The organism is Flammeovirga sp. SJP92 (assembly GCF_001583495.1).
In the GTDB taxonomy this organism is placed as follows: Bacteria; Bacteroidota; Bacteroidia; order Cytophagales; family Flammeovirgaceae; genus Flammeovirga.
The window spans coordinates 81,817-106,125 of sequence record NZ_LQAQ01000060.1 but is presented as its reverse complement, the minus strand read 5'-3'; the positions used below and the strand labels follow the sequence as shown (position 1 = coordinate 106,125).

The window sequence follows — 24,309 nt, the reverse complement described above, 5'->3', positions numbered from 1 at the left end:
AAAGTATTTGCATCTTTTCTCCATATATTTTGATTACAGTCGGGTCATTTTCTTCGGAAAGTGGCCTTTTTTTAAAAAAAACTCCATCATTAACCTTTGGATTAATGATGGAGAATAATTTTTTCTAAGTACTAAATCAAAAATAAATCATAGTTAATTCTAATTTATTATTTGTGAGTACAACGCTAAAAAACGTATTAATAGTGGTTCTATTAAAAGTTTTTTGAAGGCAGTAATCGCAAAACAATAAATAGAATTAGTATTAGATAATTTTGAATTTGTACTTCGTTCACTTTAGTCCCATTCAATTTCTTCACCATACTCTTTAAGAAAGTCAAGTGTCTCGTCTTCATTGTTTACAACATCAGTGATGATTGCAACGATCTTTTTAGCTTTTTCGATATTGGAATCATTCAAATTATGACAGCTTATGAAGCAAGACCCTGCTTCGGGGTCCATCGTAAATTCATTAAGAAGTGATGTGTCTTTTAATTTGAGCTTGAGTTCTAATAATGCAGCCCAATTATAGCCATTCATATAAGCCATTTCATTTACTTCATTCATTCTTTCTCCCAACATCAAAGGAGCAGGTCTTTCTATCTCAAACCTAACTGAAATAGATTGATACTCTTCGCTGATAAAATAATCTACAAAATCGGTTTTCATCTAAATTTAATTTAAAAAGGGTTACAGGATAAACGGAAAGTTTTATCCATTCAATAGTTTACTTTTTAAAGTTCTTAAATTATTTTGATAAACCTACTTATTCTAGGAATAAATTAGTATTACTAAATTGATTTATTAAAGAAGTGTAGTATAAGTTATAATGTAAAATGGAATAATAATTTGTGAATCGCCTTTTCCATAAAAAAAGTACCCTTTTTTATGCACTATTAATAAAAAGTGTCACTTGAAACTGTTATTTTTGTGGGTTAATTAAGTTCTTCATCAGAAAAAATGAAGACTAAAACACTCTAGCAATATTCTTCAGGTTGAGTAAGACAAAGACAAAAGCACAAGTAAGCAGATGGATTAGGCTAAGGAAACTTTTTTTAGTAAGAAAAGTACTTAGGCAGCTTCGTGTTTGGTTTTTTAGGCTGGCTACTGTTTTTCTCTTTTTGTGGATTGGTGTAATTAGCCTTTCACAACTTCCTGTTGTGCAAACCTACCTTATTCATCAGGTGACTTCTTTAGTGACCGAAAAGACTGCCCATCCTACCACAATCAACTCTGTAAAATTTGACTGGTTTGATAAATGGACCTTGGAAGATGTGAAGATCCTAGACCTGGATAGTATTCCGCTGATAGAGGTGGAGTCAGTGGTATTGGATTTTTCATTTATCACTCTGCTTTACAATGATGATCAGTATATTCATATTGAAGAGACAATCTTGAATGAACCAAGGGTAGAAATGATCATGGATTCTGGGTTGGATTCCATGAACAGTATGACAAAATGGATCCGTCATTTGGCGGGTGATCCAAAAGGTATACATCGCTATGATTACAAAGAACCTGGAAATATTCATTTAGTTTTTGAGAATGTAAAGTTGAGAAATGGCTCTTTTGTGATGCTCAACCCAGATGTTCCACATCGAGAAAAAGGTAAATTTGATGTTTACGATATGGAATTCAGCGGTATCTATGCAGATGTATCCCAACTTAAAATTGTGAGAGATACCATTGCTATGGATATTAAAAACCTTAGTGCCATAGAAAGGAAAACACAGCTTAAAGTATATGATATTGATACCTACCTGGGTATTTCTACTACAGGTCTGTCATTGCATAATCTTGATGGAGATTTGGGGTCAAGTACGCTGAAAGGAAATATCAATTTCAATTATGATGACTATACTGATTACAACGATTTCTACTATTGTGTAGGGATGGACGTAAAGCTCAAGCAGTCAACATTACATACCGATGATCTTGCAAGTTTCTTTGTTTACTTTGATTCTATACATGATTATGTTGTAGGTGATTTTGAATTAAAAGGAACCGTCAATGATTTTGTGGTGAAGAACGCTGATATGCGTTTCGGTGGAGGAAGTACAATCAAAGGTGATTTTCAATTCAATAAAGTGATCGATAAGGAAAGAACTGTAATGGATCTTTCTTTTTATGATTCCTATTATTTCACAGAAGATTTAAACCCTTACGTTCCCGCTTTTATGCGGGAGTACATCAATATGTTTGGTGCAGTTGCACTGGAAGGAACTTTCAAAGGTACCCTTGATGATTTTGAATTAGATGGAATTCTAAATTCAGATTATGGGGTGATTACGCCTAAAATGGATATTTCAATTCCAGAAGAAAGCTATCAGGGTTATCTCAAAACAGATAGTTTGGACCTTGGAGAAGTCTTTGATACACCAATTCTAGGAGAGCTGGATTTTGAAGGCGATCTTGATGGTAAAGGTTTTTCAGTAGATGAATTGGCATTAAGTATCAATGCGTCAATTAATAAATTAGGGATCAATGGCTATAACTATTCCAATATTTACCTTGACAGTACCTACATGAGAGAAGGTTATTTTAATGGTGAATTAGTAGTGAACGATCCCAACTTGAAGTTTTTCCTCAAAGGACTTTTAGATTTTAATGACAGTACCTTTAAGTTTCAGTCAGGTATTGATATTCCTAACTTCAAAAAAGTCAACTTGTCTGAAAAGAATGTCGGTCTTTTTACCCGAATGGAGGCCTCATTTGACAAAGTAATAGACAATGGAATTTCCGGTGGATTATCTTTTTATGATACCAAAGTCTTCAATAAAAAAAGAGAAATCAAAATTGAAAAGTTGATGGGTATTACCAATATTATGCCTACAGGTTTAAGGTTGGTGAATATTGAATCGGACTTTATGAGCTTCAACATGGCAGGTTTTTTTGATATTCCTACCCTCACCAATGATGTGATTGATGCCTTTGATGAAGGGTATATGTCTCTTTTCGAAGAAGATGAAGTGCAGAAGAAATATTACGAAAAAAAGAGGGAGAGAAAAGAGGTCTTTGGAGAAAAGAATTATTCCATAGACGCTGAATTAAGCTTCAAAAATGTCAACGATGTTATCTCCATTTTTACAGACAGTATTCAAATTGCTGATAATACAAAGCTGATCCTTGAAGGGAATTTTGGTAAAAAAGTAGGTTTTCATTCCAAATTATTCAGTGATCACCTTCATTTCTATGGTGTAGATTTAGATTCTAACTATGTCAATTATTTCGCTGAAAAAGACGGCTATTCCAGTGCTTATAATACTTCTGTTGAAGTGAAATCAAAAGCACAGGACATCAATGGTTTTCTCTCTAAAGATTTTAATTTCTCTGCTTTTACAGTAGATGAGCATCTGGTTTTTAATACAAAAATTGATGTCTACAATTATGATTTAGCCTTGAATTTGAGAGGTGATATATTGTTGGATAAAGACAGCGTAATTTTCAGACTTCCTCAGTCTCATATTTTTTGGGAAAAAGAAACATGGACTACATTGGATTCAGAACCTTCCAAAATTGTAGTGTATCAGGATGGAGTGCACTTTGTGAATTTTAATGTAAAAAACAAAGAAGAAGTCATTTATCTCAATGGCTGGGCCAAGAAAGACGTAGACAAGCCACTTCACCTAAAATCACAGAAGTTAGATTTATCATCATTTAAAAAGTATTTGGAACAAGATATTAAGGGCCGTGTGGATTCCTTGGATCTTTATATTGAAGATGTATTTGTATTGCCAAGAGTTTACGGTCACGTTGCTATTGATTCATTAAGTGTAGATGATTACTTCTTGGGAGATTTGAAGGGGCAGTCGGAGTGGACAAAAGAATTACTTAACGTTAACCTTCAAATTCTAGACAGCCTTTCAGAACGATTCAATTTATCTGGAAATTATTATCCCCAAAATAAAAACAATCAGTTGGACATGAAGCTGGAAGTAAATGATCTTCCACTTGGTATTTTCCAACCTTTTATTGATGAAGTGGTTGAAAAGCTAGAGGGAAAAACAACAGGTTGGGTTAAAATTTCAGGTAACCTTGATAAACCTAAACTGTGGGGGAGTGTTTTTGCCAAAGATGGATTGATCCGTCTGGTTTACCTTGGAGTCGATTATAGCTTTGGTGATTCTCAGGACTTGCCAAGAATCTTGATTCGCCCCACTAAAATCTATACAGAAAATCTTAGAACTGTTGATGAATACGGTCATTATGCTTACCTCAATGGAGGCATTAATTTCAAGGAAGGTTTTGAGGAAATGACAGTAGGTCTTGATGTAAATTTTGATGACTTCTTTATTATGAAGAAGCCTGAAAAAGGAAATGACCTTTTTTATGGAACCGCATTTGGTACGGGTAACGTCAATATCTCTGGCCCTTTTGATGACATTATTATTGATGTGAATGCCAAAACAAATAAAAGGACAAAGATCTATATTCCTCTAAATGAGATCGATTACTCAGAGACTGACCCATACATTGTCTATGTTCAGAAAGATACATCATCACAGGATGAAAATACAGAAGAAATTGTACAGGAAAATACTACATCAACCACTGAGCAGGCCAATTTCCAAATGAAGATGAATTTGGACATCACTCCTGATGCATATTGTGAATTGATTTTTGATAAAAAGACAGGTGATATTATTCGTGGTAATGGTCTGGGTAAAATTCAGATGAACATTGACAAGAACCGTGACTTTGAAATGTTCGGTAATGTGGAGATTGTAAAAGGAGCTTATAATTTCACTATGAAGGTGGCTGAGTTTAATTTGGTAGACAAGAAATTTGTGATTGACAAAGGCTCTACACTTTCTTGGAATGGTGATCCGTATGAAGCTCAAATGAATATCATTGCCAAATATGAGCAGAGAGTGAGTCTTTTGCCGTTGATTGATATTCAGGATAGTACGGTGAGAAATGCACCAGAAATTGTGAAAAGATATCCCGCTGATGTTGACTTGATGATTAAGGGAGATCTTTCCAATCCACAGTTGGGTTTTGATATTGATATTCATGATTATCCAGCTACGGTAGTAACACAGGCAGGGCCTGTCTCTTTAGAAAGTTATGTAGCGGCGTTTGAGGAAAGAATCCATAGAGATGAACAGGAGTTGAACCGTCAAGTATTTGGTTTGATTGTAATGCGTCAGCTCTTAGCCAATGATTCATATGGTGGATTTGGTCAGACAGCATCAAGCAGTGTAAGTGAATTGTTGACCAATCAGCTCAGTTATATTCTCTCTCAGGTAGACGATAATTTTGAAATTGATCTTGATATGAGCGGTCTCGATCGGGAGGCCTTGCAGAACTTACAAATGCGATTATCCTATACTTTTGCTCAAGGAAAAGTGAGGGTGACAAGAGATGGAGGATTTACAGATAATCAAAATCAAACCACAGCCGCTTCTGTATTAGGAGATTGGACGGTGGAAGTGGTACTTTCTCAGGATGGAGCATTAAGAGCGAAATTCTATCAGAAGTACCGCCAAGATGTTTATTATACTACAGCCAATCAAGATAATACGTCTCTGACGGGAGCAAGTGTAATGCATACGAAGAGTTTTGATAATTTTAAGCAGATCACTTCTGATAAAAATAAACAGGAAAAAACGAAGCGTCCCAAACACTATAGGAAACACCTTAGAAAACTTAAAAAAGAAGAAAAGCGAAAGAAAAATGAAGCAAATACAGAGTAGCGAAATCATAGCCTGGTTCAAAGGTTTACAAAATGATATATGTAGAGATCTGGAATTGATTGATGGCAAAGCAAAGTTCAGAGAAGACCTTTGGGAGCGTCCCGGTGGTGGAGGCGGTAGAACAAGGGTCATCAGGGATGGAAATATTATTGCCAAAGGAGGTGTAAACTTTTCGTTAGTAGAAGGTACGTTATCCGATCAAATGGCTAAAGCATTGAAAGTGGAAGCAGCGGAAACATTTAAAGCTACTGGTGTTTCAATTGTGTTGCACCCGCAAAGCCCAATGGTTCCGATTATCCATATGAATGTGCGTTACTTTGAGCTTTCAAATGGTGAATTCTGGTTTGGAGGAGGTATTGACTTAACACCTCATTATGTTGATAAATCTGCAGCCGCTGATTTCCATCAGCACTTATTTGAAGCTTGTGAAAATACAAAAATGGGTTATTACGATCGATTCAAAGAGTGGGCAGATCATTACTTCTTTATACCTCATAGAGAGGAGACTAGAGGAATCGGGGGCATTTTCTTTGATCGATTGAAACCAGATGTAGAAGGACTGAACCCGGATCAATTATGGCATTTTGTTCAAGATGTAGGAGAATCTTTTATTCCAGCTTATAAAGAGCAAGTAGAGAAATTTAAAGATATTCCATTTGGAGAAAATGAACTAGAGTGGCAGAAGCTGAGAAGAGGCAGGTACGCAGAGTTTAATTTAGTTTGGGACAGAGGAACCAAGTTTGGTTTAGAAAGTAATGGCAGAACGGAGTCGATATTGATGAGTTTGCCACCTCAAGCCAATTGGGAATATGATTATCAGCCTAAAGCAGGATCAAAAGAAGAAGAAACGTTGAGCTTGCTGAAGAAAGGAATAGATTGGATAAACAATTAAGTTCACAATAAATTCATAAAGTAGTCTTTAAAGAAAAGGACTACTTTTTTTTAGTTCAATAATAATTGGAAGTATAATGGTAATTTTTTGATAGAATATTTCTTGCACTTTTTAGAGGTCAGAATATTCTCTTTTAATAGGCTGAAAAGGCTGTTTTTAGTGTTTTTTTGGTAACACTTAATTGTGTATTAATTAACTTCCATTAAGGGGTTTGTGTAGGTTGAATTTTTACTTTTGGACGTCAATCTATTACTAAACTTCTATCATGAAAAACCAACTTAAAGGGTTGTTATTATTAAAGCTTATGGCCTTGATAATCACAACGTCTTACGCTCAAATTCCAGCCAATTATTATCGATCAGCACAGGGGAAATCAGGCTCGGAATTAAAAAATGCTCTTCATTCTATTATTGATGGGCATAGAGAATATCCTTACAGTTCTTCTTCCACAGATGTCTGGGATATTTTGAAAGAAACAGATAAAGATCCTAACAACCCCAACAATGTGATTTTGTTTTATACAGGATGGTCTGTCAATGCTAACCAAGAATACAACAGTGGAAAAGGTTGGAACAGAGAACATGTATGGGCAAAGTCGCATGGTAATTTTGGGACATCTCAAGGTGCCGGAACAGACTGCCATCATCTAAGGCCCACTGACATTACGGTGAATTCAGCCAGAAATAGCCGATGGTTTGATGAAGCCAGTGTGGAATATATTGATGGTGATGGAGCGACAGGCAACTATACAAGTTCTAGTGAATGGATTTGGGAACCAAGACCTGAAGTAAAAGGAGATGTGGCACGTATGCTATTTTATATGGCCACACGCTATGAAGGAACTTCAGGTGATCCTGATTTGGAATTAGTAGATTACCTTCCATCCAATGATTATACTCCTGAACCTATCCATGCAAAATTATCTACATTGATTGCGTGGCATTTACAAGATCCTGTTGATGATTTCGAAAGAAACAGAAATGAAGTCGTTTACAGCTATCAAGGCAATCGAAATCCTTATATTGATCATCCCGAATATGTTTGCCTTGTGTATAATTGCGGAACACCTGCAGATACAGCACCTCCTACAAAACCATCTAACTTAATCAGCACTTCTATTACTTCTACTTCATTTCACTTAGCTTGGTCACCATCTTCAGATAATGTAGGTGTAACGGGCTATAAAGTGTATGTCAACGGCATTTTATCAAAAACAACTTCCAATCCATCTGTAACTATTGAAGGTTTAACGAGCGGTACCTCTTATCAAGTAGCAGTGTCTGCTGTTGATCAAGTAGGCAATGAATCTTCACAGTCTACCTCAATTAATGTCACAACAAGTAATGAAGATGTAACACCTCCTAATTCAGATGTTTATGTAGAAACGTTTTCCAACTTTTCAGCAGGAGGTTCTTATCAATCAGGCTCTTTTGTAGGAGACAATGAGATCTCATGGAATTATTATAGTTCAAGGGGAGATATAAGTATTGAAGGAAGTACACCAACTTTTGGAAAAGGAAAAAATCCAGCTGGAGCATTGCAATCTTCTGTCATCGCTGGAGGTATTGGAACACTTTCATTTGAATACATGCAAGCGTTTAGTACTTCGGTCAGTTTTAAGGTTTATGTAAACTCTGTATTGGTGACCACTGTACAAGGTGGAAGTCAAAATCAGATCGTTTCAGCAGGACCGTTCAATGTAAATATGAATGGAAATTGCACACTGCGATTTGAACAAAGTGGAAGCAGTTCGGGGCAAGTTGCTATTGATAATGTGACTTGGACATCTTTAGCTTCAGCCGATACTCAAGCACCTACTCAGCCAACGTTAGATGTAAGTGAAATTACCACCACTACAGCTACAATGAATTGGACTTCCTCTTCAGACAACGTAGGTGTAGAAGGGTATAAAGTAATTGTGAATGGAAATGAAATTGCTCAAACTGCTTCAACTTCATTTGTCTTGCAGGAATTGGAGGTATTGACAACTTACACTGTTGAGGTTATTGCATTTGATGCCGCAGGAAATAATTCAGCGAGGGCTATTTCCACTTTTTCAACATTGGATGAAATTCCAGTGGTTACTGAAGAGTTTGTGGAGACTTTTGATAATTTTTCAGAAGGAGGTTCTTATAAAAGTGGATCCTTTGTTGGATCTCATGGCATTACATGGACTTATGCTAGTGCAAGAGGTGATTTGAACTTCAATGGTACTGCTTTGACGTTAGGGAAGGGCAGATCACCAGCTGGAGCTTTGGAATCAAGTACAATCAGTGGTGGGGTTCAAACGTTGTCTTTTGATTACTCACAGGCTTACAGTACTGCTGTGAAATTAGAGGTCTATGTCAATAATGTGTATTATACAACTGTGGAAGGTGGATCAAAAGGTTCAGCTGAAAATACAGGAGATATACAAGTGGGTGTGACTGGAGATGCTCGAATCAAGTTGGTTCAAAAAAATACATCATCAGGTCAGATTAAAATTGACAACCTCACATGGACCACAGCAGCACAAACTTCAAGTTCTCGTAAACAGTTTGCTTTAGAAGTTACGGCATTGAAATTACTCAGCAATCCAGTTACGGATGTCTTGAGATTTCAAAATGCTGAAGAAGGAATGCAATATGAAATTATATCCATGGAAGGGAAGACAGTGAATAGGGGAGTTTTAGGGAATTCAGTTTCTATTGCTACTGAAGGATTACCAAAAGGAGTTTACATTTTGAAAATGTTAATTGGTGATCAAATTCAAAATCTACGTTTCGTTAAAAACTAATTAATTAAACTATTTGGTGATAGGTTGACACTTTATTCCTTCTTTGTTTAAGATGCTTAAATGAAGAAGGAATTTTTATAAAGAAGTTATTATAATCGTTATTCGCTGTTTATTATTTGAAATACTTAATCTATTGTTAGTTAGGTGTTTATATTGATTTATTCTTGATGATAGATGCCTGGAATAGGAAGAAAACAAGATGGCTGTCTGTCACTACGAGAGACAGCCAAATATAATTTTTAAAACTTGCCTGAATTATTCCAAGTTTCTTTAGGACCAATTTTTTCTTGAACATCCCAATGCTCAACAATTTTTCCATTCTTCACTCTGAAAATATCAATAATACACCAATCTTCATCCCCTAGTTTTACATGAGACAAAGTAGCGGCAAAATTGCCTTGTACAAGTGTTTTGTATACCTGTTCATATTTCATAGCTTTTCCTGCTGCTGCCAAATCTTGTGCAAATTTTCCAAATCCTTCCAAGCCGTCACCCACAGCAGGATTATGCTGTAAGTACTCTTCTGTGGAGATAAAATCTGTTACTTTATCAAACGCTCCTCCTATCAATACTTCATTCACAAACCCTGTAATAAGTTTTCTATTCTCTTCCGTTTTATCTTCATCTTCAATTTCCGTAGCACCATCTACCATAGACCTTCCAGAAACGGTTTCTTTCACTTCTTCCTGTATAACATCCCAATGTTCAATGATTTTATCATCAGCAGAAGTGTCAAAAATATCTGCTGTTACATAGTACCATTCGCCATTATTGAGGTTTTGGTGTACATGTACAAAGACATACTGTCCATCTTCAATTGTTCTGATTACTTGAATATCTCTGATGGGGTTTCTTTTCAGAAAAGGAATAAAAAACTCAATAAATCCTTCTTTCCCATCTGCCACACCTGTTGAATGTTGAGTGTAACGTTCTCCGGTGAATTTTTCGATGGCTTCACGGGGCTTTCCTTGATTGATCCCTTCCATGTACAAGCCAATAGCATTGTCTAATTTTTGTCCCATTGTTTTTGGATTTTAATAAACAGATTTAAAGTTGAGTAAAAAAAAGCTTACAGAAGTGTACTCCTAAAATAGATCCTTTTAGGATATAGTGTTACAGGAATGAAGTATTCTTTCCATTCTTGCTTGAATACAATTTTGTTTAAATTTTATTGATATAAAATGAAACACTACTGTATAAAGCTTCAACTCAATATAGCGTTTTGTAGAAACCGCAAAATAAAATATTCAACGCACATTTGGTTTCAATAATATATGATTCTATTGTAATATTCCGATAATTGTAAAAGACTTGAAAATCATATCCTTAAATTGGATAAGATGAACTCGCCAATTTAATTAAAGAGTAGAATGAAATTACATGAAATAGAAAAAACTAACCTACGTGACCCTTATAATTCTCATGAGATTCTTTATCATGAGTCTCCAGAAATGTTCATGTCTATATGTCCGAAAACCAAAAAATTAATTACCTGCAACTTTACATTATCACATACTCTAGGATATAGTACTAAAGAAGTAATTGGCAAAACTATTTTCGATCTTTATGATATTTCTTGTCATAATAAAGTAAGAGGCTTATTTCAGAGTTTTTTAGAAGGTGGAGAAGTTGAAAATGAAGAATTGTTGGTCAGGAAGAAAGATGGAAGTACATTTCCTGTTTTATTAAGTGCCAAAGCCGTTAGGAATAATAAAGGGGAAATATTATACAGTAATTCTTGTTGGAGGGACATAACGAAGATCAAGGAGCTGGAATCTTCACTAAAGAAGTCTAATGAACTGTTGAATCAGAAATTAAAAGAATTAGCACAGAAGAATAAGGAATTAGAACAGTTTGCGTATATCGTTTCGCATGACCTTAATACCCCGTTGAGGAATATCAAAGGAGTTTTGCAGTTGATGGAAGAAGACTGTGATACTGAAATTCCAGAAACTTGGAGTACTTACTTCGGTTATATCAACCAAAGTGTTGGTAGAATGGGTCGTTTGATTGATACAATATTGGAATTTAGTCAGTTAGGAATCAAGAGCGAAAAAGAAAATATCGATACAAGTACTATTCTAGACAATGTATTAGAGGATTTTACATTGGAGATTGCACATAGTGATGTCGTTATTCATCAGGCGGATTTACCTGTTATAAATGGCTATGCAGTGGAGTTTCATATGCTTTTGCAAAACCTTATCGGTAATGCAATTAAATTTCAGAAAGAAGACCAACAGCCCATCATAAAAGTGGGGGCAATTGACAAAAGTCGGGCATGGCTGTTTTATGTACAGGACAATGGAATTGGTATTAATTTAGAAAATAAACATAAAATTTTCTCCTTCTTTAAGAGAGCGAACGATAAGTTCAAAGGAACAGGAATTGGCTTAGCACAATGCAAGAAAATTGTGGATCTTCATGAAGGGAGAATATGGGTAGAAAGAAATGATACAGAAGGCAGCTGTTTTTATTTCACTATACCAAAAGATTAATTTCACTCATTATTTACTTTTTACAATCAAGACGGCGAAAGATGTTAAAACACTTTTCGCCTTTTTTCATTATACAATTACCATAGAAATTCTACGGTTTATAAATATTCAGTTATTTTTGTGGCAGAACACGAAAATTATATGTCAAAAAGAAAAACTATACTAAGAGTCGAAAACTTTTCTAAATCTTATGAAGAAGGGAAATTAGCTGTCAATCAGCTGTCCTTTGATGTAAAAGAAGGGGAAGTTTTTGCACTGATTGGAAGAAGTGGTTGTGGAAAAACAACAACTTTAAAATTACTTTCAGGACAAATGAGACCTGATGATGGGGCCGCCTATGTACATGGCGAAAGGATCTTGGGGCCACATGAACGCTTATTGGCAGGGCATGATAAAATTGCTTTAGTAGAGCAGGATTACAACTTGTTCAATCATCAAACGGTGGCTGATAATATCAAATACCCTATCCGTAGAACCACAAAGGAATATCAGGAATATAGATTAAACGAACTTTTACGTATCTGTCAATTGGAGGAGTACAGGGATACTCGTCCTAAAGAATTGTCAGGAGGGCAAAAGCAAAGAGTGGCCATTGCGAGAGCAATTGCAAATGAACCTCCAATTCTTTTACTCGATGAACCCTTCTCACACCTTGATATGGCTTTGCGTAGTGACTTGAGAAGAATGGTGAAAAATATTGCTATTGAAGCTAATATCTCTGTTGTGTTCGTAACCCACGATACCCACGATGCTTTGGCAATGTCTGATAGAATAGGTGTGATGTCTAGAGGTAAGCTGATTCAGATTGCCACTCCAGAAGAAATTTACAAGCAGCCAAAAAATAAATATGCCGCTCATTTCTTTCCTCACTGTAATGTGATTGAGGCAGATGAGTTGAAGAAGTTAGATATCGAAAAACCTGAAGGTAAATATATGGCTAGACCAGAGTGGTTGGAAATGGTGGAGGAAAATACCGCTAGTCATACAGCAGTTCTTCGTCATATTGATTACTTTGGCAATGCAAGTTATGGAGAGTGGGAAGTGGATGAAGGAAGTAAATTGTGGGTGCACCATGATAGTTTTGCCACTTATCATATCGGCGATAAAAAAGGCATAGCAATGAAATCGAATATAGATTGGTGGAAATTAGAAGGTTAATTCCTTTCCGCTGTTCAACGATCTATTAGTCTTAACTGAATTTTTTGAAGTACTAAGTCAGAAATGTCAGAAGAAATTTCTGATTTAGAACTACCTATAAAAAAACAACACAAACTAGGTACATTTATTGATCTAGTTTGTGTTATCTAAATCTAATTAACAAACCATTTTTTATGATTATCAGAGACATTCTATTTTATCTAATCGCTATCAATCTTTTAATTTTTTCTTGCGATAAGGCGAAAGACAACACTGTGAAAGAAGAAGTAGCGGTGACCAAATGGAGAGCAACTATTACAAATACGCATCAAAAAGACATACCGTTTTACCTTACCATTAAAGGAAGCGGGGACAAGCAAGTTTGGACCGTTATTAATGGAGATGAAAGAATGGTTTTGGATGAAGTGTTTTATGAAAATGATTCATTGCACATTCCATTATTAATTTATGAAGCAGAATTGGTTGTAAAAGTAGGAGCAGAAACGATCAACGGGCAATTTGTGAGAAACGGTGCTTACAGACTTCCTTTCCAAGCAAAAAAAGGAGGAGAAAAACGTTTTCCTAAAGGAGCAAAACCAACAGTAGATTTCACAGGTACCTATGCCGTGAAATTAGGAAAAACAGACGCTATAGGTCTTTTTAACCAACATGAGGATTACCTGACAGGAACTTTCCTAACAGCAACAGGTGATTATAGATTCTTAGAAGGCAGTGTCAGTGGCAATAAGATGTTTTTATCATCTTTTGATGGTGTCCACATTTTAAGATTTGAAGGAGAATTGGAGGGAAATACCATCGTAAACGGTAAAATGTGGTCTGGAAAATCTAGAACAGAAGACTGGGTGGGTATCAATGATCCACGCGCCGCTTTACCAGACCCAACTACCTTGACTTATCTGAAAGAGGGATTTGACAAGTTTGCTTTCTCTTTCAAAAACCAAGAAGGTAAGACCATCTCATTAGAAAATCCTGAGTACAAGGACAAGGTAGTTATCGTACAGATTATGGGATCTTGGTGTCCAAACTGTCTAGATGAGGCTAAATTCTTTGTTCCATTGTATGACAGATACAAAGCAAAAGGATTAGAAATTGTAGGTCTTTCATTCGAACGATCTTCTGAGGCTGAGAAAGCTTACAAGCGTATTAACAGAATGAAAGAAAAGCTTGATATTAGTTATGAGGTTGTTTATGCAGGAACACCAAAACAAACTGCCCAGGCATTACCAATGTTGAATAAGGTGATGTCATTTCCAACATCAATTGTATTGAATAAAAAAGGCGAAGTGGCACAAATCCATACGGGTTTTTCAGGACCATCTACTGGCCATTATTATGAGGATTATGTGAGTGAATTTACATCATTAATTGATGAATTGATTCAAGAATAATACGTAATAAAACAGCATTCAAAAGGAAGAGTGAAACGTTTGATTTGTTTCACTCTTTTTTTATCCTTAAATAACTTTTAAATTCGCAAGAAAGCGTTGGGAGGAATAAATAGAAAGAAAAGATGTTAGCATCAAGTTTTACAGAAGATAAGATAGAAGCAGGGTTAGATGAAGCAGGAAGAGGATGTTTGGCAGGACCCGTTGTAGCGGCGGCAGTGATATTGCCAAAAGATTTTTCGCATCCTGATTTGAATGACTCTAAAAAACTTTCTGCAAAGAAAAGAGAGGCATTGAGAGCCGTGATCATGAAGGAAGCAATTGCCTATGAAGTTGTAGAAGTACAAGCAGAAGAAATAGATAAAATCAACATTCTTCAAGCTTCTTTTACTGCAATGCATCGTTGTATTGATGGTATAGAAAAGAAGCCAGAGTTGTTGTTGATTGATGGAAACAGGTTCAGACCTTACAAAGGAATTGAGCATGAGTGTATTGTGAAAGGAGATGGGAAGTACTTAAGTATTGCAGCCGCATCTATTTTAGCCAAAACACATCGTGATGAATTGATGACGAAATTGTCAGAAGAATTCCCTCAGTACGGATGGGAACAGAATGCGGGCTATCCTACCAAAAAACACAGAGAAGCTATTGCTAAATATGGTACAACACCTTGGCATAGAAATTCTTTTAAATTGTTACCAGAACAGAAAACCATTGACTTTTCATGAGGTATTTCAAAGCATTTCTACTTTTCATTGTCATTGCATTGAGTCTGCAGTGTGAGGTTCCTACACCTTATGGCGATTTGTATGTGCTGATCAGAGATGAAACTGGTGATCTTGTTCAAGGTTGTGAGGTTACACTTTACGGAAATTATGAAGATTTCATCAATGAGACTGATACTATACAAGGACCAAACTATACTGATGAAAATGGTAGAGCATTTTTCCTGAATCTTGGTGAAGGGACGTATTATATAGCGGCAAAATATAAAGACGAAAATAATAACACAGAGAAGAATAACTTATTGGTGGCAACACAAACAGATGTTTTGACATCAGAGATTGGGTTTAGAAACTCAATAACAGTTATTATTTGGAATTCTTTTATAGGAAATATGTCGTCTTCAGAAGGAAAACGATGGGCCTATAGTCAGTTTATAGATGTTACTTCTGGAGTGGAAAGATCTGTGCCGGAGTGCTTGCAAGACGATGAGCTGGTTTTTTATAGAAATGGTAATTTTGAGTACATCAGTAAAGTACAGGACTGTGAAGAAGGTGAAGATGATAATTTTACAGGGACTTTTTCCCCAGTGAGTAATGGCTCATTTATCGTCATCAAAGATTCTTTAGAACAGACCCGTTTTGGACTCTATGTGGTTTCAGCAACAAGTACACAAATGATAGCCCAATACGGACCTGATTTTATTTTATACGAACACGTAAGTAATTAGAAAATGAATATTGGAGATAAAGTAAGAAGTTTACACGATGATATTGAAGGTATTGTTGTAGCTTTAAAAGGTGGAATTATTGAGATTGAAGATACAGATGGTTTCAGAATGGATTTTATTCCTACGGACCTTGCTGTAGTTTCAACAGTAGAATCAGAAGAGTTTGGAAGTGTGGAAGAGGAGGATAGAATTGTATCCACTTCTCAGAAGAAAAAACATAGAGACAGACCAAAGGCGGCGTTACCACTGATTTCTGAAAGAGGCGTTTTTATTGCATTTGTACATCAAAATGATCAAATCTTAGATGTGTATGTTTGTAATAACTCAGACCTTACAATTCCATTTGTATTAGGTTCAGATAGAAAGGGTGAGTACAAAGGGATTTTCACTTCTACATTGATGCCAAGAACGCAGGTAAAGGCAGATCAAGTTACACTTCAGAATTTTGAAGAGTGGCCAGCTTATATTTTCCAAGCCCTATTCTTTTACCCTGGTAGAAGCGTAAATCATGAGCCATTAGTGAAGAAGTTGCGTTTCAAAGCATCGACCTTCTTTAATAATAAGCAGGAAGTGCCTGGCATGAATAAAGATGGGTATGTTTTCCAATTAGACATAAAAGCACTCACAGAAGTAGACGTAGCCAAAATCAAGGACGGGCTGGTAGAGTCTGGTTCAAAAACAGGTCAGAAGGTAGAGAAAGTACTTCAAAAGCCTGCTTCAGAAGTGGATCTTCACGCGGAAAGGCTAGGTTTAGATCCTAACATGGGCAACAGCACATTGAGTATGCAGATTCTTCATTTTGAAAAAGAATTAGATGCGGCTATTGTTAGTGGAATGGATCACATCACTTTTATTCACGGTGTGGGATCTGGAAAGTTGAAAACTGAGATTCAGAAGCGTCTTTCGAAGCATGCAGATGTAGAATATTTTGAAGATGCTCGAAAAGAGAAGTTTGGTTATGGTGCCACTTACGTAAAGCTTAAATAATGAACTTCAGAGTAGTCATTGGCATTTTACTCACGGTCATTGCTTTGACCTTATATGGAGTGGGGAAGCCGAAACTTTCAAAAGAACAAACGTACTTAGAAGAGGCATTGGAGAACAAAGATGGAAAAGTGTTTTTGGAAGGGAGAGTGTCGTCACAGAATGACACCCTGCAGCACTTTTTTGTTTTGGCTTCAAAAGAAGAATTTACAGGTGCCGGTAAGCATAGAGGGTTCAAGCCTGTAGAACAAAAATTACAAACATTGAAACTACAGACTTCTTCAGGAATTCAACATTTGATATTTGAAGAAGCTCCTTATAGAGGAGAGGAAATTGCTCATGTTCTTTTAGAAGAAACTACTTCTTCAAATGCACCCATTCAATGGCAGGGAGTAAAACAACACGCCCGCCTGCTGGTTTTGGGTGAACAAGAAGGAGATCTTATACAAGTAAAATACAGTTATGCTGGAGAAAAAGAAAATTATTTCCAGTTATTAGAAGAGGGAGTAAAATTACTGACACAAATTTGTATGGGTTTAGGTATTCTTGGTATTCCTCTTTTGATATGGGGTTTGGTAAGGAAATAACATGAACAAAAGATAAAATTTTAAATAAAGGTGCTAGCTAAGGTTAGTGCCTTTATTTTTTTAAATTATCTTTACAATTATGTTACTTGGATTAATACAATGAGCAAACTAAATTTCAATTTATTACTAATTACTTTTTTAACTTCTTTTCAGGTATCCTTTGCACAGCAATCCAAAGTGCTTTCCTATGATGAAGAAGTGTTTTTTGATGGTAAAAAACTTAGAACTACTTACACTCAAAAGGTTCTAGTAAGTAAGAAATCTGACCACGAAGTCGGTGATTTATTTATTTTATATTCTTTAGGAGAAGATATTGTTATTCATGATGCGTCAATTACCGATGTTAAAGGGAATAAGATTAGATCCATTAAGCGGAAAGATTTTAAAAAGACAAATGCAGTGATGGGTAGTGTTTTTCACGATGATACTTACCTGTTGTGCGCTCAGTTGAAAACCAATCAATATCCTCACATTGTAAATTTCTCTTATACAATTACAACTAGAAATATTTTGTATTTGGCGAATTGGTTTGCAACACTAGATTATCATGAAGTACCTACTTTAAAATCGACACTTAAAGTAACTTATCCATTAGATTTTCCTATTAATGTAAGTGCAGATGAACAATTTGAATTTTCAGAGAGTTCAGACTCAGAATTCAAGACTTTAATTTGGAAGTTGAAGGATGAAGTCAAATATGTTGAAGAAAAAAATAGCCCTAACATACGAAACTCTTTTCCAAGTGTATCAATAGTCCCGGAGACTTATTCTTATGGAGTCACCTCTAAAGTAACAAATTGGAAAGAATATGGGGATTGGGTTTATCTGCTCAATTCGGGTTTGGATGACTTAACAGAAGAGGAGAAAATAAAAATACATCAACTCACAGATTCTATTGATGATCCAAAGGAAAAGGTAAAGGTGTTGTATAATTATATGCAAGATCATACAAGGTATATTAATGTGGCTTTAGGGATTGGAGGACTGAAACCACACCCTGCAAGTTATGTTTGTAAAAATAAATATGGTGATTGTAAAGCATTGACCAATTATATGCATTCTATGTTGAATGAAATTGGTATTTCATCTTATCCAATTGATGTTTTTGCTGGTGACAACCCTTATGAAATTGATACAACTTTTCCAGCGCAGCAGTTTAATCATGTTTTCTTAGGGGTAGTAGTAGAGAACGATACAATATTTCTGGAGAATACTTCAAAAACTGCTCCTTTCAATTACCTGGGAACCTTTACACAAAATCGCAAAGGATTGTGGGTAGAAAAGGGTAAAAGTAAATTAATTGATTTACCAACCCTAACAAGGGAAAATACAGAAGATAGTATTTCCTATATCTTTTCATTACCCAATGAAGAGCAAGTCAGAGAGGTTAATATTAATTTAACTTCAAGTGGTGGAGATCTTTTTGAAATGCTGAATCACTATTCAGATGCTGGAAGTGAAAAGCAAGAAAAGATTTTGAGAAAACATGTTTTACCGTTTGAATTGAGTGACATTGATAATATTCAAATTAAGAATGAGGATCGAAATACGGCATTTATTACTGCTAGTTTTAAGGGAGATTATTCTAAACTGGAAAGAGAAATTGCAGGTTTTGAAGTCATCACTCCACCAAGCATTATCAATACTAAAATTGAAAAGCCTTCAGAAAGATTTAACCCCTATATTATAAATGTGGTGATTCATAAAAAAGAACATTTTGAATTTCCATTGGAAAATATAGAAAAACTGACAGTGGAATTGCCTGAAGATTATCACCTTCAATCAAAGTATGGAGAGTATAAAGATCATTTCTATATCAAAGAAGGTAAGGTTTATTTAGATAGAAGTATTTATGTAAAACCAGTTGGAATTAGTCTTGAGGACTACCCTGAATTTTACAATTTTTATAAAGCAATAAATAAAAGAAGCAAACAATCTTCGATTATCATCAAACAACAAACTTAGTAAAATGCGATATTTATTCATCTTATCGAGTATTCTGATTTTTTCTATAACAGGGTATTCACAGAAACTGACAAGGGAATTTGGAAAAGTCACAATGACGGACTTTGATTATGAACCCCAAGATAAAAAAGCAGAAGCCGTTATTCTTTATGATAAAGGAGACGTGAGTTTTGTGCGGAGTAGTGATGGAGGTTTTGATGTCCAATTTAAAAGAACTACTAGAATAAAAATCTTGAAAGAAGAAGGCTTGAATAGAGCTAATATTGAAATTCCATTGCATAAGAGTGATAGAGGGGAAAAAGAATATGTATACAAAGTGGATGCAAATGTATATAACATTGTAGATGGCAAAACATCAATTACTCAATATGATAAAAAGGATTTTTATACGGAAAAGATTTTTAATTATTATGAGTTGTACAAGTTTGCTTTACCTCAAGTAAAGGTTGGTTCTGTGATTGAGTATCAATATACAGTTATCTCTCCATTTAAATTCCGATTACCCCAATGGTCCTTCCAAGATAAAATACCAGTAGTGCACAGTGAATTTAATATCAAAATGATACCTTACTTTGAGTACTATTTTGTTGCTCAAAATATTAAAAAATTCACTTATCAAAATTCCAAAAAACTAATTGCAGAGTATAATTATCGCGGCAACAAATACAAAGAGCTGCAGCATACATTTATCATGAAAGATGTTGTGGCTTTTAGGGATGAAAGTTTTATTACCTCAATTGAGGATTATTTAATGAAGGTCAATTTTCAGTTGTCAAAATATTATACAGGATCAGGTGGAGCTGTTGAAGTAGTGACTACATGGGATAAATTCAGGAAGGAGTTATTGAAAAATGAACATTTTGAGAGGTATATGGTCAAAGCTAAAAAACAATCTAAGGCTGTTTTTGAAGCGAACCCTGATTTGTTGAAAGGAAGTGATCCTGAAAAAGCTCAGAAGATCGTTGAGTATGTAAAAAATAATTATATCTGGAATGGTGAATTTGGTAAATTATCGCACAATCCTTTAAAGAAAGTAATGGAGGAGAAAGTAGGTTCTGTTGGAGATATTAACCTGTTTTTAATTGGGTTACTAAGAGGTGCAGGGCTTGATGCTAACCCTGTAATATTGTCTACTCGTAATAATGGCAAGATCACTTCAGATTACCCATTTGATCATTACTTCAACTATGTGGTGGCTTATATAGACTTTGGAAACGGAAGAATTTTATCTGATGCCACTACACCACTTTTAAGATTTAATGATCTTCCAATCCGTTGTATCAATGACAAAGGAAGATTGATTAAGGAAAAAGAAAGTAAATGGGTGAGTATTTACAACCATATTAGCAGTTACGATAAAACAACACTTGAGATTCAATTCACTGAAGATCTTTCTGCTACTAAAGTTGATATTTTGAAGTCATTGAACGGAATGTCTGCTTATAAGTATAAAACAAAGTATGAGAACAAAGACAATAAACTGAAGAAGTATTTTAAACAACAAGGTCTAGATGATGTTTCAGAAATCAGAAAAAAGGATTATGAAAAATCAGACAAGCCTTATTTCATTTCAGTAAAAGGAGAGACTCCAACAGAAAGTTTGATGGGTAAAATAATTATTCGTCCATTTTACCACCTCCCAATTTCTAAAAATCCTTTCACAGAGGAGAATAGGAGTTATGATATTGATTTAATTTACACTGAAAACATAGTTTACGATTCGAAAGTGAATATTCCTGAAGGTTATAAAGTAGCTGAATTACCTGATGAAAAAGTAGTTGATAATGATTTAATAAAAATCAATTTTAAATCTAAACAACAGGGGAATCAAGTTGTTTTCACTTATTCTTATTTCTTTAAGAAGGCAAAATATACATCAAATAATTATTCGGATCTTAAGAAGATGTTTTCTCTTTTAAAAGAAAAACTCAATGTACAATTGGTTTTAGAACCGGTAGAAAATTAATAAAATAAAGCTGTTGGAGACTTAAAAGTTAAGAAAGTTTTCAACAGCTTTTTTAGCATTGGAATAACAAACATGAAACAATTATTAACTTTCGTCTTTCTATTATTTACTACAACTACTCTTATTGCTCAGGAACTCTCCAAGGAACTAGGTAGCATTTCAATGCTAGATATGAATTATCAGTCAGAAGATGAAAAAGCAGAGGCTGTTAAGCTTTTTGATATTGGTAAAGTTGAAATCAAGTATAACTCTGAAGGGTATTTTTATTTAGAATATACGCGTTCATCTCGAATCAAGATCCTAAAAAATGAAGGCTCGAAGTGGGCTGATGTCAAAGTGGTTTTGTATCATTCAGAAGATTCTAGGATGAAGGAAAGAGTAAAGGAAGTGACAGGAAATGTATACAATATTGATGAGGGTGAGATTGTTAAAACTGAATTCGATAAAAAGCAAGTCTTCAAAGAAAAGTACAATGACCATCTGACGTTTTATAAATTCACTTTGCCCAAAGTAAAAGTAGGCTCTGTGATCGAATATGAATACAAAGTAATATCTCCATTCTTATCGCAACTTCCAGAGTGGGCCTTTCAAGACAGAATACCAACTTTATATAGCGAATATTATTTGACAATAGTTCCATACTATGACTACTATTTTGTAGCTCAAAATATAAGAGATTTTTCTTTTCAAGAATCCAAAATTTTGCCTAGTCCAGTGAGATATTATGGTCATGAATATCGTTTGATTGAACATCGTTTCGTGATGGAAGATGTTATTGCTTTTAGGGACGAGAACTATATTACATCAATTGAGGATTATTTGATGAAAGCCAACTTTCAGTTGAACACATATTATAATCCTTTTAAGTCTCAAAAATCGGAGTATGTTTCTACTTGGGGAAAATTACATGAGAACTTATTAAAAGATGATGATTTTGGGAAGTATATCAAAAAAGTGGAAAAATTAGCTCAAAAGATATACTCAAATCAACCGTATTTATTGGAAGGCACTACTGTTGAAAAAGTGAAGAAGATTGTTCAGTATGTGAAGCAAAATTACATTTGGGATAATGAATTTGGAATTTATGCTCATCAATCATTAAAATCTTTCCAAGAAACGAAAACAGGCTCTGTGGGGAGTATCAATCTATTTTTAATTGGAATGTTAAGGGCAGGAGGAATTCAGGCTGATCCTTTATTGTTAAGTACTCGCCACAATGGTAAAATATTTTCTGAATATCCTTTTAAACATTATTACAATTACCTCATTGCTTATCTAAAGATAGATAGAGGACAATTATTACTAGATGCCACTACTTCACTTTTGGCTTATAATGAATTGCCTGTAAGATGTTTGAATGAGAAGGGAATTATTTTGAATGATGATGGAGAAACATGGATCAAAATTAGAAATCATGTAAAAAGTTATGATAAGACGACATTGACCATTTCTTTTTCAGAAGATTTATCTACCTCAGAAGTGAAAGTAAAGAAGTCATTGAAAGGTATGGATGCTTACGTTTACAAAAGAGAGTATCAGAATACCGAACAGAAATTGAAGGAGTACTTTGAAAATAAAGGACTTGAAAATATTGGAAGGATATTGACTGCTGGTGTAAATACACCAACGCAATCATATGAGATTAAAACCAGTGCTGAAAAACCTGTTGAACAATTAGTGGATAAGATCATTTTGAAACCATTTTTTGATTTTCCGTTGGCAAAAAATCCATTTACTGAAAAAGAAAGAAACTATATAATTGACTTTATTTACGCAAACAGTAAAGAATATATAGCAAGTATTTTAGTCCCCGAAGGGTACACCATAAAAGAAGTTCCCGAAAATCTAATTCTTGAAAACGATTTAATTACAATCAATTTTTTTACCCATCAAATAGAAAATGAACTACTGTTGAAATATACTTATCAGTTCAAGAAAGATAAATTTAACCCTCAGGATTATATTGAAATCAAAAAGACATTTGCGTTATTGGTAGAAAAATTAAATGTACAATTGGTTTTAGAACCTTTAGAAAATTAATATATCTTGAAGAATACACCACTTGTTTTGGATGGAGGGCTTTCCAATGCATTAGAACTAGAAGGAGCAGATCTTAATCATGAATTATGGTCGGCAAGGCTTTTGATGGATCAGTCAGAGCTAATAGAGAAAGTCCATTATAATTATTTGGAAGCAGGGGCAAGGTGTATTATCACAAGCAGTTACCAAGCTACGATCCTTGGTTTTATAAAAGCGGGAAAGTCCAAGGAGGAAAGTGTAAGTTTGCTTCAGAAAACCACTTCTTTGGCATTGAACGCGAAAAACAAGTTTCTTCAAAAATTCCCCAATGAAGAAATTTTTATAGCAGGAAGTGTAGGTCCTTATGGTGCTTTTTTGGCAGATGGATCAGAGTATAGAGGAGATTACAATAAATCTATAGAAGAATTGATTGCTTTTCATCAAGAACGCTTTACCATAATTGATCACACAGCAATTGACTTTCTGGCATGTGAAACGGTACCAAGTTTTGATGAAGTGAAAGCTTTAGCAACTTTGTTAAAATCGGCCAAACATAAAGGATGGATCAGCTGTTCTTGTAAAGATGAATTGCACTTAAATGATGGAACGCCAATTCGTGAAGTTGCTTCATTTCTACAAGAACAACCTCATGTGTATGCGATGGGTGTAAACTGTACCAAACCGGTTTATATCTCTTCATTGATCAAAGAAATCCGAAAGATAAACAAGGAAATTAGAATTGTAATGTATCCAAATTCCGGTCAAGTTTATCATACAGACACAAAAAAATGGTCAGGCATTTCAGATCCCAATCATTGTGGAATGATGGCACAGGAGTGGGTAAAACTGGGGGCTGATATTGTGGGAGGATGCTGTCAGGTGGGATATGAGCATATTCGAGCAATGGATAAAGCGATTTCTTCATCTTAGCGT

Annotated in this window: 16 protein-coding genes; 14 read left to right on the top strand and 2 right to left on the bottom strand. The window is 35.0% G+C overall.

Going from position 1 to position 24,309, the window contains the following annotated elements; all coding sequences use genetic code 11:
• Positions 1–294: 294 nt before the first annotated feature.
• Complete coding sequence (locus tag AVL50_RS12585) at positions 295–666, bottom strand: Imm51 family immunity protein (RefSeq protein ID WP_062616853.1); 372 nt, start codon at positions 664–666, stop codon at positions 295–297.
• Positions 667–1,157: 491 nt separating this feature from the next.
• Here AVL50_RS12585 and AVL50_RS12580 point away from each other — a divergent pair, with 491 nt between their 5' ends.
• The 3 genes from AVL50_RS12580 to AVL50_RS12570 all read left to right on the top strand — a co-directional run bounded on the left by AVL50_RS12580 (position 1,158) and on the right by AVL50_RS12570 (position 9,361).
• Positions 1,158–5,693: a translocation/assembly module TamB domain-containing protein gene (locus AVL50_RS12580; protein WP_157491314.1), complete on the top strand. Its 4,536-nt coding sequence runs from the start codon at positions 1,158–1,160 to the stop codon at positions 5,691–5,693.
• Positions 5,674–6,585, top strand: coding sequence for an oxygen-dependent coproporphyrinogen oxidase (hemF, locus tag AVL50_RS12575; protein WP_062616851.1), 912 nt, complete (start codon positions 5,674–5,676; stop codon positions 6,583–6,585). Before AVL50_RS12580 ends, hemF begins: the two co-directional genes overlap by 20 nt.
• A gap of 265 nt (positions 6,586–6,850) precedes the next feature.
• Complete coding sequence (locus AVL50_RS12570) at positions 6,851–9,361, top strand: endonuclease (protein ID WP_062616850.1); 2,511 nt, start codon at positions 6,851–6,853, stop codon at positions 9,359–9,361.
• 239 nt (positions 9,362–9,600) lie between these two features.
• Here the strand turns inward: AVL50_RS12570 and AVL50_RS12565 are convergent, their stop codons facing one another.
• Complete coding sequence (locus tag AVL50_RS12565) at positions 9,601–10,383, bottom strand: nuclear transport factor 2 family protein (protein WP_062616849.1); 783 nt, start codon at positions 10,381–10,383, stop codon at positions 9,601–9,603.
• 348 nt (positions 10,384–10,731) lie between these two features.
• On the opposite strand from AVL50_RS12565, the gene AVL50_RS12560 reads away from it, so the two are divergent.
• The 11 genes from AVL50_RS12560 (at position 10,732) to mmuM (ending at position 24,306) form a co-directional block, all read left to right on the top strand.
• Positions 10,732–11,859 (top strand): ATP-binding protein, encoded by a 1,128-nt coding sequence (locus AVL50_RS12560; protein WP_062616848.1) that lies wholly within the window; start codon positions 10,732–10,734, stop codon positions 11,857–11,859.
• Between the two features lie 141 nt (positions 11,860–12,000).
• Entirely contained in the window at positions 12,001–13,017 is a 1,017-nt protein-coding gene (locus AVL50_RS12555) for an ABC transporter ATP-binding protein (RefSeq protein WP_062616847.1), read from the top strand.
• A 173-nt stretch (positions 13,018–13,190) separates the two neighbouring features.
• A complete protein-coding gene (locus tag AVL50_RS12550; RefSeq protein WP_062616846.1) occupies positions 13,191–14,405 on the top strand; it encodes a peroxiredoxin in 1,215 nt (404 codons plus the stop codon).
• Between the two features lie 122 nt (positions 14,406–14,527).
• Positions 14,528–15,130 carry a ribonuclease HII gene (locus tag AVL50_RS12545; protein ID WP_062616845.1) on the top strand — a complete coding sequence of 201 codons (603 nt, stop codon included), beginning with the start codon at positions 14,528–14,530 and terminating at the stop codon, positions 15,128–15,130.
• Complete coding sequence (locus AVL50_RS12540; protein ID WP_062616844.1) at positions 15,127–15,855, top strand: carboxypeptidase regulatory-like domain-containing protein; 729 nt, start codon at positions 15,127–15,129, stop codon at positions 15,853–15,855. The genes AVL50_RS12545 and AVL50_RS12540 overlap by 4 nt, the downstream gene beginning before the upstream one ends.
• A gap of 3 nt (positions 15,856–15,858) precedes the next feature.
• On the top strand, positions 15,859–16,842 hold the full coding sequence (locus AVL50_RS12535; RefSeq protein ID WP_062616843.1) for a Smr/MutS family protein: 984 nt from the start codon (positions 15,859–15,861) through the stop codon (positions 16,840–16,842).
• On the top strand, positions 16,842–17,426 hold the full coding sequence (locus AVL50_RS12530; protein WP_062616842.1) for a hypothetical protein: 585 nt from the start codon (positions 16,842–16,844) through the stop codon (positions 17,424–17,426). Before AVL50_RS12535 ends, AVL50_RS12530 begins: the two co-directional genes overlap by 1 nt.
• A 99-nt stretch (positions 17,427–17,525) precedes the next feature.
• On the top strand, positions 17,526–19,391 hold the full coding sequence (locus tag AVL50_RS12525; RefSeq protein WP_062616841.1) for a DUF3857 domain-containing protein: 1,866 nt from the start codon (positions 17,526–17,528) through the stop codon (positions 19,389–19,391).
• Between the two features lie 4 nt (positions 19,392–19,395).
• On the top strand, positions 19,396–21,357 hold the full coding sequence (locus tag AVL50_RS12520) for a DUF3858 domain-containing protein (RefSeq protein ID WP_082795789.1): 1,962 nt from the start codon (positions 19,396–19,398) through the stop codon (positions 21,355–21,357).
• A 72-nt stretch (positions 21,358–21,429) separates the two neighbouring features.
• Positions 21,430–23,397 (top strand): DUF3857 domain-containing protein, encoded by a 1,968-nt coding sequence (locus AVL50_RS12515; protein ID WP_062616839.1) that lies wholly within the window; start codon positions 21,430–21,432, stop codon positions 23,395–23,397.
• A 6-nt stretch (positions 23,398–23,403) separates the two neighbouring features.
• Entirely contained in the window at positions 23,404–24,306 is a 903-nt protein-coding gene (mmuM, locus tag AVL50_RS12510; RefSeq protein ID WP_062616838.1) for a homocysteine S-methyltransferase, read from the top strand.
• Positions 24,307–24,309: the final 3 nt, after the last annotated feature.

Coding starts and splice junctions, on each gene's coding strand:
- AVL50_RS12585 (WP_062616853.1), bottom strand. CDS start 666: ATGAAAACCGATTTTGTAGATTATTTTATCAGCGAAGAGTATCAATCT.
- hemF (WP_062616851.1), top strand. CDS start 5,674: ATGAAGCAAATACAGAGTAGCGAAATCATAGCCTGGTTCAAAGGTTTA.
- AVL50_RS12570 (WP_062616850.1), top strand. CDS start 6,851: ATGAAAAACCAACTTAAAGGGTTGTTATTATTAAAGCTTATGGCCTTG.
- AVL50_RS12565 (WP_062616849.1), bottom strand. CDS start 10,383: ATGGGACAAAAATTAGACAATGCTATTGGCTTGTACATGGAAGGGATC.
- AVL50_RS12560 (WP_062616848.1), top strand. CDS start 10,732: ATGAAATTACATGAAATAGAAAAAACTAACCTACGTGACCCTTATAAT.
- AVL50_RS12555 (WP_062616847.1), top strand. CDS start 12,001: ATGTCAAAAAGAAAAACTATACTAAGAGTCGAAAACTTTTCTAAATCT.
- AVL50_RS12550 (WP_062616846.1), top strand. CDS start 13,191: ATGATTATCAGAGACATTCTATTTTATCTAATCGCTATCAATCTTTTA.
- AVL50_RS12545 (WP_062616845.1), top strand. CDS start 14,528: ATGTTAGCATCAAGTTTTACAGAAGATAAGATAGAAGCAGGGTTAGAT.
- AVL50_RS12540 (WP_062616844.1), top strand. CDS start 15,127: ATGAGGTATTTCAAAGCATTTCTACTTTTCATTGTCATTGCATTGAGT.
- AVL50_RS12535 (WP_062616843.1), top strand. CDS start 15,859: ATGAATATTGGAGATAAAGTAAGAAGTTTACACGATGATATTGAAGGT.
- AVL50_RS12530 (WP_062616842.1), top strand. CDS start 16,842: ATGAACTTCAGAGTAGTCATTGGCATTTTACTCACGGTCATTGCTTTG.
- AVL50_RS12525 (WP_062616841.1), top strand. CDS start 17,526: ATGAGCAAACTAAATTTCAATTTATTACTAATTACTTTTTTAACTTCT.
- AVL50_RS12520 (WP_082795789.1), top strand. CDS start 19,396: ATGCGATATTTATTCATCTTATCGAGTATTCTGATTTTTTCTATAACA.
- AVL50_RS12515 (WP_062616839.1), top strand. CDS start 21,430: ATGAAACAATTATTAACTTTCGTCTTTCTATTATTTACTACAACTACT.